10 protein-coding genes are annotated in these 12,436 nt (G+C 37.9%); all 10 read left to right on the top strand.

Features of this window, described 5'->3' with window-relative positions:
* The first annotated feature begins 24 nt into the window (after positions 1–24).
* The 10 genes from ACX9TM_RS19200 (at position 25) to truB (ending at position 12,403) form a co-directional block, all read left to right on the top strand.
* Positions 25–1,725 (top strand): proline--tRNA ligase, encoded by a 1,701-nt coding sequence (locus ACX9TM_RS19200; RefSeq protein ID WP_000814299.1) that lies wholly within the window; start codon positions 25–27, stop codon positions 1,723–1,725.
* 124 nt (positions 1,726–1,849) lie between these two features.
* Positions 1,850–6,151 (top strand): PolC-type DNA polymerase III, encoded by a 4,302-nt coding sequence (locus ACX9TM_RS19195; protein ID WP_000060005.1) that lies wholly within the window; start codon positions 1,850–1,852, stop codon positions 6,149–6,151.
* A gap of 336 nt (positions 6,152–6,487) precedes the next feature.
* Positions 6,488–6,958, top strand: a complete 471-nt coding sequence (gene rimP, locus ACX9TM_RS19190) for a ribosome maturation factor RimP (RefSeq protein WP_000359096.1) — start codon at positions 6,488–6,490, stop codon at positions 6,956–6,958.
* A gap of 17 nt (positions 6,959–6,975) precedes the next feature.
* Positions 6,976–8,082 (top strand): transcription termination factor NusA, encoded by a 1,107-nt coding sequence (gene nusA, locus ACX9TM_RS19185; protein WP_000102604.1) that lies wholly within the window; start codon positions 6,976–6,978, stop codon positions 8,080–8,082.
* Positions 8,083–8,093: 11 nt separating this feature from the next.
* Positions 8,094–8,366, top strand: coding sequence for an RNase P modulator RnpM (rnpM, locus tag ACX9TM_RS19180; RefSeq protein WP_000071127.1), 273 nt, complete (start codon positions 8,094–8,096; stop codon positions 8,364–8,366).
* On the top strand, positions 8,367–8,678 hold the full coding sequence (locus ACX9TM_RS19175) for a YlxQ family RNA-binding protein (protein WP_001286523.1): 312 nt from the start codon (positions 8,367–8,369) through the stop codon (positions 8,676–8,678). It begins immediately after the preceding gene.
* Positions 8,679–8,682: 4 nt separating this feature from the next.
* Complete coding sequence (infB, locus tag ACX9TM_RS19170; RefSeq protein WP_065382194.1) at positions 8,683–10,743, top strand: translation initiation factor IF-2; 2,061 nt, start codon at positions 8,683–8,685, stop codon at positions 10,741–10,743.
* Positions 10,740–11,021 (top strand): DUF503 domain-containing protein, encoded by a 282-nt coding sequence (locus tag ACX9TM_RS19165; protein WP_000582363.1) that lies wholly within the window; start codon positions 10,740–10,742, stop codon positions 11,019–11,021. Before infB ends, ACX9TM_RS19165 begins: the two co-directional genes overlap by 4 nt.
* Positions 11,022–11,036: 15 nt before the next feature.
* Positions 11,037–11,393 (top strand): 30S ribosome-binding factor RbfA, encoded by a 357-nt coding sequence (gene rbfA, locus ACX9TM_RS19160; RefSeq protein ID WP_000776437.1) that lies wholly within the window; start codon positions 11,037–11,039, stop codon positions 11,391–11,393.
* Between the two features lie 86 nt (positions 11,394–11,479).
* Positions 11,480–12,403 carry a tRNA pseudouridine(55) synthase TruB gene (truB, locus tag ACX9TM_RS19155; protein ID WP_000399352.1) on the top strand — a complete coding sequence of 308 codons (924 nt, stop codon included), beginning with the start codon at positions 11,480–11,482 and terminating at the stop codon, positions 12,401–12,403.
* Positions 12,404–12,436: the final 33 nt, after the last annotated feature.

Here is a 12,436-nt window from a genome sequence, read left to right as displayed (position 1 = left end):
AGTAAAATGAAGAGGTGCAAATAAATGAAACAAAGTATGGTATTCAGTCCTACATTACGTGAAGTTCCAGCTGATGCTGAAATTAAGAGTCATCAGCTATTACTTCGTGCAGGTTTTATGCGTCAAAATGCTTCTGGTATTTATAGCTTTCTACCATTTGGATTAAAAGTATTACACAAAGTAGAACGTATCGTTCGAGAAGAAATGGAGCGCGCAGGAGCTGTAGAATTATTAATGCCAGCTATGCAAGCTGCGGAATTATGGCAAGAATCAGGTCGTTGGTATTCTTACGGATCTGAATTAATGCGTATGAAAGATCGTAATGCTCGTGAATTCGCATTAGGAGCGACACATGAGGAAGTAATTACGGATCTTGTGCGTGATGAAGTGAAATCATATAAAAAATTACCGTTAACATTATACCAAATTCAAACAAAATTCCGTGATGAGCAAAGACCTCGTTTCGGCTTATTACGTGGAAGAGAGTTTCTAATGAAAGATGCATACTCTTTCCATGCTACACAAGAGAGCTTAGATGAAGTATACGATCGTTTATATAAAGCATACTCTAACATTTTTGCTCGCTGTGGCTTGAATTTCCGTGCAGTTATTGCTGATTCTGGAGCAATGGGCGGAAAAGATACACATGAATTTATGGTATTATCTGATGTTGGTGAAGATACAATTGCATACTCTGACACATCTGATTATGCAGCAAACATCGAAATGGCTCCTGTTGTAGCTACGTATACGAAGAGTGACGAAGCAGAAAAAGCACTTGAAAAAGTAGCAACACCAGACCAAAAAGCAATTGAAGAAGTATCCGCATTCTTAAACATTGCAGCTGACAAGTGCATTAAGTCTATGGTGTTTAAAGTAGATGAGAAATTAGTAGTGGTACTTGTTCGTGGTGATCACGAAGTAAACGATGTGAAAGTGAAAAATGTATACGGCGCTTCAGTTGTTGAGCTTGCTTCTCATGAAGAAGTAAAAGCATTATTAAATTGTGAAGTTGGTTCATTAGGACCGATTAATGTAACAGGTGATATCGAAATTATTGCTGATCATGCTGTAGCATCAATTGTTAACGGATGTTCAGGAGCGAATGAAGAAGGATTCCATTATGTAAATGTAAATCCAGAACGTGACTTTAAAGTAAGTCAATATACAGATTTACGCTTCATCCAAGAAGGAGACCAATCTCCAGATGGAAACGGAACAATTCTTTTTGCACGCGGAATTGAAGTTGGTCATGTATTCAAATTAGGAACTCGTTATAGTGAAGCAATGAACGCAACATTCCTGGATGAAAACGGAAAAACACAACCACTTATTATGGGTTGTTACGGTATCGGGGTATCTCGTACAGTGGCAGCAATTGCAGAGCAGTTTAACGATGAGAACGGCTTAGTTTGGCCAAAAGCTGTAGCACCGTTCCATGTGCATGTAATTCCAGTAAATATGAAATCGGATGCACAACGTGAAATGGGTGAAAATATCTACAACTCATTACAAGAACAAGGCTATGAAGTGTTATTAGACGATCGTGCAGAACGTGCAGGTGTTAAATTTGCAGATGCAGATTTATTCGGTCTTCCAGTTCGTGTTACAGTTGGTAAAAAAGCAGACGAAGGTATTGTAGAAGTGAAAGTACGTGCTACAGGTGAGTCTGAAGAAGTAAAAGTAGAAGAACTTCAAACATATATTGCAAATATTTTAAAATAAGAAGAGGTACCTCGTAATGGGGTACCTTCTCTTTCTTTGTAAACGTATTTTGTAAAAGAAGAGGTGAGAAATCTTTCTTTGTGGTACGTTTCAATTTATAATAGCAAATGGAAGGAGAGTGCTTATGTCTTTAACAAATGAACAACAAGAGCGATTTCAAATTTTGCTCCAGCAGTTGCAAATACCAGACGACCTTATAAATCAATATTTACAAGGCGGTGGTATTGAAAGGCTCGTTATTGATAAAGCGAATAAAAGTTGGCATTTTGATTTACAAGTGCCACGTATTTTGCCTACAGAATTATATGAATTGCTAGAAACAAAGCTTAAGCAATCATTTTCTCATATTGCAAGAACAACATTTGCATTAGAAACAGAGAATAAACAATTTACAGAAGAAGAAGTGAGGGCGTATTGGCCGCTTTGTACGGAACGAATTACATTTTCACCTATGTTCGCATACTTAAAGAAGCAGCTTCCACAGGTGAATGGAGTGAAGTTGCTAATAAATGTGAATAACGAGTTGGAGTCTACTGCTTTAAAGAAAAACGTTGCGAAACCAGTAGGGGATCAATACGAAGTTTTTGGATTCCCGCGTTTTCAGTTAGACACACATATACAGCAAAATACAGAAGAAATGCAAAAGTTTCGTGAACAAACGCAGCAAGAAGACCGCGAGCGTGTTATACAAGCTATGGAAGAAATGGCGAAGAAGCAAGCTGAAGAAAGCAGCGTTGTGTATGAAGGACCGATTACACTCGGGTATCTTATTAAGCCAGATGAAGAGATTACACCGATGCGAGAAATTCAAGATGAAGAAAGAAGAAAAACGGTTCAAGGATATGTCTTCCATGTAGAAACAAAAGAGCTTCGTAGTGGACGTACGTTATTAACTTTAAAAATAACGGATTATACGGATTCTATTATGATCAAAATGTTCTCGCGTGACAAAGAAGATATTCCAATGCTGCAATCCTTGAAAAAAGGAATGTGGGTGAAAGCGCGTGGTTCTGTTCAAAACGATACATTCGTTCGAGATTTAGTAATGATTGCAAATGATATTAATGAAATCACAGGACCGTCTCGTAAAGATAAAGCACCAGAAGGCGAAAAACGAGTAGAGCTGCATCTCCATACTCCGATGAGTCAAATGGACGCTGTCACTCCAGTTTCTAAGCTTGTTGCTCAAGCTGGTAAATGGGGACATGAGGCTATTGCGGTTACAGACCATGCCGTGGCTCAGTCTTTCCCAGAGGCGTATTCTGCGGGGAAGAAGGCTGGAGTTAAAGTTATATATGGTGTAGAAGCAAATTTAGTTAATGATGGTGTGCCGATAGCATATAACGAAGCGCATCGTTTACTTGCAGAGGAAACGTATGTTGTTTTCGACGTTGAGACGACAGGTTTATCAGCTGTATACGATACAGTTATTGAGTTGGCTGCTGTAAAAGTAAAGGGTGGCGAAATTATTGACCGCTTTGAATCTTTTGCAAATCCGCATCAACCATTATCGGCGACGATCATTGAATTAACAGGTATTACAGATGATATGTTAACTGATGCACCTGAAGTGGACGAAGTGTTTAAAAAGTTTGAGGAATGGATGGGCGACCATACACTTGTTGCCCATAACGCGAGCTTTGATATGGGCTTTATTAACGTAGGTTTTAAAAAGGCTGGACTAGAAAAAACGAATAACCCCGTTATTGATACGTTAGAACTTGCACGATTCTTATTCCCAGAAATGAAAAATCATCGATTAAATACGATGTGTAAAAAACTTGATATTGAATTAACACAACACCACCGTGCGATTTATGATACAGAAGCGACGGGATATTTACTTGTGAAAATGTTGAAAGACGTAATTGAAAAGGGATTTGAATATCACGATCAATTAAATGATAGCATGGGACAAGGGGATGCGTATAAGCGTGGCCGTCCAAGTCATATGACGTTACTTGCCACATCAGATGTTGGATTGAAAAATTTATATAAACTTGTTTCATATTCTCACCTTAATTACTTTTACCGTGTACCACGTGTGCCGAGGTCACTATTAAAAAAATACCGTGAAGGAATTTTAGTAGGAACGGCTTGTGATAAAGGTGAAGTTTTCGAGGCAATGATGCAAAAGGCACCTGAAGAGGTAGAAGAAATTGCCCAGTTCTATGATTACATTGAAGTAATGCCTCCAGAGGTGTTGCGTCATTTAGTAGAACGTGAACTTGTTCGAGACGAAGGTCAATTAAAAACAATTATTTCTAACTTAGTAAAACTAGGTGAGACGTTAGATAAACCAGTTGTTGCTACAGGAAACGTACATTATTTAGACCCTGAGGATGCAATGTATCGTAAAATTTTAGTCAGTTCGCAGGGCGGAGCCAATCCGTTAAATCGACATTCATTACCGCCAGTACATTTCCGTACAACTGATGAAATGTTAGAATGTTTTTCATTCTTAGGTGAAGATAAAGCGAAAGAAGTTGTTGTAACAAATACACAAAAGATTGCGTCATTAATTGGTGATGTGCATCCAGTAAAAGACGATTTATACACACCGAAAATTGAAGGTGCTGATGATGAAACGCGTGATATGAGTTATAAAATGGCGCGTAGCATTTATGGTGAAGAGCTACCGGAAATTGTAGAAGCACGTTTAGAAAAAGAATTAAAAAGTATTATTGGGCATGGATTCGCCGTAATTTATTTAATTTCACATAAGCTTGTGAAAAAATCGTTAGTAGACGGATATCTAGTAGGTTCGCGTGGATCGGTAGGATCATCATTTGTTGCAACGATGATGGAAATTACAGAAGTAAACCCATTACCACCACACTATGTATGTCCGAAGTGTAAGCAATCAGAATTCTTTAATGATGGTTCTGTAGGCTCTGGTTTTGACTTACCAGATAAAGAATGTCCTGCTTGTAATATTCCATATGTAAAAGATGGACATGACATTCCGTTCGAAACATTCCTTGGATTTAAAGGAGATAAGGTACCCGATATCGATTTGAACTTCTCCGGGGAATACCAACCACGTGCCCATAACTATACGAAAGTACTGTTCGGTGAAGACTATGTATATCGTGCAGGAACGATTGGTACAGTTGCGGAAAAAACTGCTTACGGATATGTAAAAGGTTATGCAAATGATCATAACTTAACGATTCGAAATGCAGAGATTGATCGCTTAGTAGCAGGGTGTACCGGTGTAAAACGTACAACAGGACAGCATCCAGGCGGTATTATCGTTGTGCCAGATTACATGGATATCTTTGATTTCTCACCAATACAGTATCCAGCTGATTCAATTGGTGCTGAATGGAGAACAACGCATTTTGATTTCCACTCGATTCATGATAATTTATTGAAACTTGATATACTAGGACACGATGATCCGACCGTTATTCGTATGTTACAAGATTTAAGTGGTATTGATCCGAAAACAATCCCAACGGATGATCCAGAAGTAATGAAAATTTTCTCTGGTCCAGAATCGTTAGGGGTAACGGAAGAACAAATTAACTGTAAAACAGGTACACTTGGTATACCAGAGTTTGGTACAAAATTCGTAAGACAGATGTTAGAAGAGACAAAACCGACGACATTCTCAGAGTTAGTCCAAATTTCTGGACTATCACATGGTACCGACGTATGGCTTGGTAATGCAAACGAGTTAATTTATAACGGTACATGTACGCTGAGCGAAGTTATCGGTTGTCGTGATGACATCATGGTATATTTAATCTATCAAGGTCTAGATCCATCATTAGCCTTCAAAATCATGGAGTCGGTTCGTAAAGGTAAAGGTGTACCGGAAGAATGGGAAGAAGACATGAAAAATAATAATGTACCAGGTTGGTATATTGATTCATGTAAGAAGATTAAATACATGTTCCCTAAAGCCCATGCGGCTGCTTACGTACTTATGGCTGTACGTATCGCATACTTTAAAGTACATTTTGCACTGTTATTCTATGCCGCATATTTTACAGTTCGTGCAGATGATTTTGATGTAGAGGCAATGGCGAAAGGTTCAGCATCTATACGTGCAAGAATTGATGAAATTGCTCAAAAGGGACTCGATGCTGCGCCGAAAGAGAAGAGTTTATTAACGGTACTAGAAATGACACTTGAAATGTGTGAGCGTGGATACTCATTCCAAAAGGTGGATTTATACCGCTCACATGCAACAGAATTTATTATTGATGGAGATACATTAATCCCTCCATTTAATGCAGTACCTGGTCTTGGCACAAACGCAGCTTTAAGTATTGTAGAAGCACGTAAAAATGGAGACTTCTTATCAAAAGAAGACTTGCAACAGCGAAGTAAGGTTTCGAAAACAATTATTGAGTATTTAGATAGCCAAGGTTGTTTAGGAGACTTACCAGATCAAAACCAGTTATCACTGTTCTAGTAGGTAGGAAAAGTCTTTGCAAATCAACATTTCCTATGATATACTATTAACCGAGATAACCATGTCATGTATATTGTGTAAAGAAAAGAGTGGGGAAACCCACTCTTTCGTGTTACTATCTATGTTTTATCTACGTAGATAGGTAAAAGATTTCTGTCGTATATACATATTTTGTTACAAGTTTTACTTCTTAAATTTGGTAATACTAAGACAGATAATCCCTGCTGAACAGCAGGGGCTTTTGTTAGCTAACGAGAAAGAATAAGATAGACCGTTTTTAAATTGGCGGGGTCTTCTTCTTTTAAATGGTACATGACGGCAGGAAGGAGGCTGTTTATGGATAAGAAAGTCACAGAAGTTGTAGAAGCATTTGCGCAGCCGATCGTTGAAGAGTTAAATCTTGAACTTGTAGATGTAGAGTATGTGAAAGAAGGACAAGACTGGTTCTTACGCGTATTCATCGATTCTGAAAAGGGAGTCGACATTGAAGAATGCGGTGCGGTAAGTGAACGTTTAAGCGAAGCTTTAGATAAAGAGGATCCAATTCCTCATCTTTACTTTTTGGATGTATCATCTCCTGGAGCGGAACGCCCATTAAAGAAAGAAAAAGACTTCCAGCAAGCGGTAGGAAAACAAGTGGCAATTAAAACATATGAGCCGATTGATGGTGAAAAGATGTTTGAAGGAAAACTGCTTTCTTACGATGGTACAACAATAACATTATTATTAACAATTAAAACACGTAAAAAAGAAATCCAAATTTCGATGGATAAAGTCGCAAATGCGCGACTTGCTGTTACGTTTTAGTTAGAAGGGGGATCTTCATGAGCACTGAGTTATTAGATGCTTTGCTCGTATTAGAATCTGAAAAAGGCATTAGCAAAGACATTATTATTGATGCGATTGAAGCAGCTTTAATCTCTGCTTATAAGCGCAATTTTAATCAAGCACAAAACGTTCGTGTGAGCTTTAACCCAGAAGTGGGAACAATTCAAGTTTTAGCACGTAAAGACGTAGTAGACAATGTGTTTGATCCACGTCTTGAAATTTCTGTAGAGGAAGCAAGACAAATTAATCCAAACTACCAAGATGGTGACGTACTAGAAATTGAAGTAACACCAAAAGACTTTGGTCGTATTGCAGCACAAACTGCAAAACAAGTTGTAACACAACGAGTGCGTGAAGCAGAGCGCGGTGTTATTTACTCTGAGTTTAGTGATCGTGAAGAAGATATTATGGTAGGTATTGTACAACGTCAAGATGCTCGTTTCATCTATGTAAGCTTAGGAAAAGTAGAAGCTTTATTACCTGTAAGTGAGCAAATGCCTAATGAGCAATACAAGCCACATGATCGTATTCGCGTATTCATTACGAAAGTAGAAAAAACGACAAAAGGACCACAAATTTACGTATCACGTACACATCCTGGTCTTTTAAAACGTTTATTCGAAATGGAAGTTCCTGAAATCTATGATGGAACTGTAGAAATTCGTTCTGTAGCACGTGAAGCTGGCGATCGCTCTAAGATCTCTGTATATGCAGAGAACACTGATGTTGATCCAGTTGGTTCTTGTGTAGGACCAAAAGGGCAACGTGTACAACGCATTGTAGACGAATTAAAAGGTGAAAAAATTGACATCGTTCGCTGGTCAAATGATCCAGTTGAATATGTTGCAAATGCATTAAGCCCATCACAAGTTGTTAAAGTACTTGTAGATGAAGAAGAAAAAGCGACAACAGTAGTTGTTCCAGACCACCAGCTATCATTAGCTATCGGTAAGCGTGGACAAAATGCACGTCTTGCAGCTAAATTAACAGGCTGGAAAATTGACATTAAGAGTGAGTCTGATGCGAAACAACTTGGTATTGTAACAGAAGAAGATAGCGTAATCGCATTTGGATTCGATTCAGTGGAAGACGAAATCGAATAGAGGTGATGAGTATGAGCAATCGAAAAGTTCCGTTACGAAAATGTGTTGCAACGCAAGAAATGAAATCAAAACGAGAGCTCGTTCGCATTGTTCGTTCCAAAGAGGGAGAAGTGTCCATTGATTTAACTGGGAAAAAATCAGGACGAGGTGCTTACTTGTCGAAGGACAAGGAGAGCATTCTTCAAGCTCAAAAGAAAAATGTTTTGGAACATCATCTAAAAGCGAAAATCGACGGTTCTTTATATGAAGAGCTTCTTGAGCTTGTTGAGAAGGAGTCGAAATAAGTGTCCGATTGGAAATCGTTTTTAGGACTAGCAAACCGGGCTCGGAAAATTATTTCGGGTGAAGAACTCGTTTTAAAAGAAGTACGAAGTGGCAAAGCAAAACTTGTATTGCTATCTGAAGATGCGTCAGTAAATACTACAAAACGCATCACAGATAAAACTACGTACTACAACGTACCAATGAGAAAGGTCGAAAATCGACAACAATTAGGGCATGCGATTGGGAGAGATGAGCGAGTCGTTGTAGCTGTGTTAGATGAAGGCTTTGCGAAAAAGCTGCGTAGCATGCTCGATACAAATTACCGGGGGTGAAGGTATGAGTAAAATTCGAGTGCATGAATATGCAAAAAAACATAATATCTCAAGTAAAGATCTTATGACAAAACTAAAAGAAATGAATATCGAGGTTTCGAATCATATGACAATGTTAGACGATGAAGTAGTAAATAAATTAGATAATGAATATCAAACTGAAAAACCTTCTGTTGCAGATGAGTTTGAAGTAGAAGAAAAAGTTGTTCGCAGTAAAAAGAACAGCAATAAGAAAAAGAAAAAAGGCAAAGGAAACGAAGACAAACGTCAAGAGAACTTTGCTGGTAGACAACAAACTCAAATTGTAGAAACACCAGATAAAATTACTTTCTCTGGAAGCCTTACAGTAGGAGATCTTGCTAAAAAATTAAGCAAAGAGCCATCTGAAATTATTAAGAAGCTCTTCATGCTTGGAATTATGGCAACAATTAACCAAGACTTGGATAAAGATACAATTGAGTTAATTGCTAACGACTACGGTATTGAAGTAGAAGAAGAAGTAATTGTGAGCGAGACTGAGTTTGAAACATTCATTGATGAGCAAGATGATGAAGAGAACTTAAAAGAACGTCCAGCTGTAGTTACAATCATGGGACACGTTGACCACGGTAAAACAACATTACTGGATTCTATTCGTAACTCAAAAGTAACTGCAGGCGAAGCGGGTGGAATTACTCAGCATATCGGTGCATATCAAGTTGAAGTAAACGATAAGAAGATTACATTCTTAGATACACCTGGTCACGCAGCATTTACAACGATGCGTGCTCGTGGTGCACAAGTAACGGATATTACAATCCTTGTTGTTGCAGCGGATGACGGTGTTATGCCACAAACGGTTGAAGCAATTAACCATGCGAAGGCAGCAGGAGTACCAATTATTGTTGCTGTGAATAAAATGGATAAACCAGCTGCAAACCCTGATCGCGTAATGCAAGAACTAACAGAATATGAATTAGTTCCAGAAGCTTGGGGCGGAGATACTATTTTCGTACCAATTTCTGCAATTCAAGCCGAAGGCATTGACAACTTACTAGAAATGATCCTTCTTGTAAGTGAAGTAGAAGAATACAAAGCAAATCCAAACCGCTATGCAACTGGTACAGTAATCGAAGCACAGCTTGATAAAGGTAAAGGAACTATCGCGACATTACTTGTTCAAAACGGTACGCTTCGAGTTGGAGATCCAATCGTTGTTGGAACTTCATTCGGACGTGTTCGTGCAATGGTAAGTGATATTGGTCGTCGTGTAAAAGTTGCTGGTCCATCAACTCCTGTTGAAATTACTGGTTTAAACGAAGTACCACAGGCTGGAGATCGTTTCATGGCATTCGCTGATGAGAAGAAAGCTCGTCAAATTGGTGAATCACGTGCACAAGAAGCGTTAGTTGCACAACGTGGTGAGAAATCTAAATTAAGCCTTGAAGATTTATTCCAACAAATCCAAGAGGGCGATGTAAAAGAAATTAACTTAATCGTAAAAGCAGACGTACAAGGTTCTGTTGAAGCGATGGCAGCATCACTTCGTAAAATTGATGTTGAAGGCGTAAAAGTTAAAATCATTCACACTGGTGTAGGTGCGATTACAGAATCTGATATCATTTTAGCTTCTGCATCTAATGCAATTGTAATTGGATTTAACGTACGTCCAGATGTGAACGCGAAGCGTACAGCTGAATTAGAGAACGTTGATATTCGTTTACACCGTATTATTTATAAAGTAATCGAAGAGATTGAAGCAGCGATGCAAGGTATGCTTGATCCAGAATTCGAAGAAAAAGTAATCGGTCAAGCAGAAGTTCGTCAAACGTTTAAAGTAACAAAAGTTGGAACAATCGCAGGTTGTTATGTAACAGACGGTAAAATTACGCGTGATAGTGGCGTACGTATTATCCGTGACGGCGTAGTAATTTTCGAAGGACAACTTGATACGTTAAAACGTTTCAAAGACGACGTAAAAGAAGTTGCACAAAACTATGAGTGTGGTATTACAATTGAGAGATATAATGATCTTAAAGAAGGGGACATCATTGAAGCGTACATTATGGAAGAAGTGAAGCGATGATTATCGCTTCACTCTCATTCGAGTGTATGATTTACGATGTGCATTCTTTAAAAGAGAAACGTGCAATTTTACAACGTGTGTTAACTCGTGTGAAACAGCGCTATAATGTAGCTGTTTCTGAAGTTGGGCACCAAGATGTATGGCAACGTACAGAAATTGCAATTGTTTCCGTATCCTCAAATCGTGTTATCTGTGAAAAAGAAATGAATCGTGTACTTGAGTACATCGATTCATTTCCTGAAATTGAACGTACAATAACACATTTGGAATGGTATTGAATGAGGTGAAGAGTTATGAAATTACGTGCGAACCGTGTGGGCGAGCAAATGAAAAAAGAATTAGGCGATATTATCAGTCGTAAAATTAAAGACCCACGTATTGGATTTGTTACAGTAACAGATGTACAAGTGAGTGGTGATTTACAAATTGCTAAAGTATATATTTCTGTTTTAGGTGACGAAGAACAGAAAGAAAATACTTTAAAAGGTTTAGCGAAGGCAAAAGGCTTTATTCGTTCAGAAATTGGCCAACGTATTCGTCTTCGTAAAACACCGGAAATTACCTTTGAGTTTGATGAGTCTATCGGATATGGTCATCGAATTGATACACTTTTACATGAAATTAATAAAGACGGTAAACGTGAAGAATAATGGATAGACATTTGTCTATCCATTTTTTCAATGCAAAATAAGTTTTGGATATTTAATACGAAAGAATTATGATGAGGTGAACATATATGGAAGGTGTAGTATTATTACATAAGCCAAAAGGCATGACATCACATGATTGTGTATTTAAATTAAGAAAGATATTGCGAGAAAAGAGAATTGGTCATACGGGAACATTAGATCCAGATGTAACAGGAGTATTACCAATTTGCGTTGGAAGAGCAACGAAAATTGCACAATTTTTAACAAGTGAAACGAAAACATATGAAGGTGAAGTAACATTAGGGTTTTCAACGACAACTGAAGACGCTTCTGGTGAGGTTGTTGAAACGAAAAATGTAGATCGTACTATTACTCGTATGGAAGTAGAGAAAGTCCTTGCGGAATTAACAGGCACGATTGAACAAATGCCACCAATGTTCTCGGCTGTAAAAGTAAATGGGAAAAAATTATATGAATATGCAAGAGCAGGACAAGAGGTGGAACGTCCAGTTCGTACAATTACAATTCATGAATTCGTATTACTTGATGATCGTGAAGTTTTTGAAGGAGAAAATATTTCATTCCGTTTCCGTGTAACGTGTAGTAAAGGAACATATGTAAGAACGTTAGCTGTAATGATCGGGGAGAAACTTGGTTTCCCATCACATATGTCTCACCTTGTAAGAACGGCATCTGGTGAATTTTTATTAGAAGATTGCATATCATTTGAAGAAATTGAAGAAAACGTGCAAAATGGAACAGTAGAGTCTATCTTCATTTCAATTGATGAAGCATTAAGTAAGTTTCCAAAAATGGTTGTAGATGAAAAGCAAGCAGAGAAAATAAAGAATGGTATGTTCTTAAAGAATGAATTAGAAATAACAGCACCATTTATTACAGTGTTTGATAAAAATGATCGTTGCTTAGCAATTTATGAACATCATCCGAAACATCCTGGCATGTTAAAGCCGATGAAAGTACTTGTGAATAATCAAGAACTAAAGCTATAATGAATTATTGGAAGGATTATTACAGAAAAAGGT

It is taken from the genome of Bacillus sp. LH1, assembly GCF_057924895.1.
This window is presented reverse-complemented; position numbering and strand designations above follow the sequence as displayed.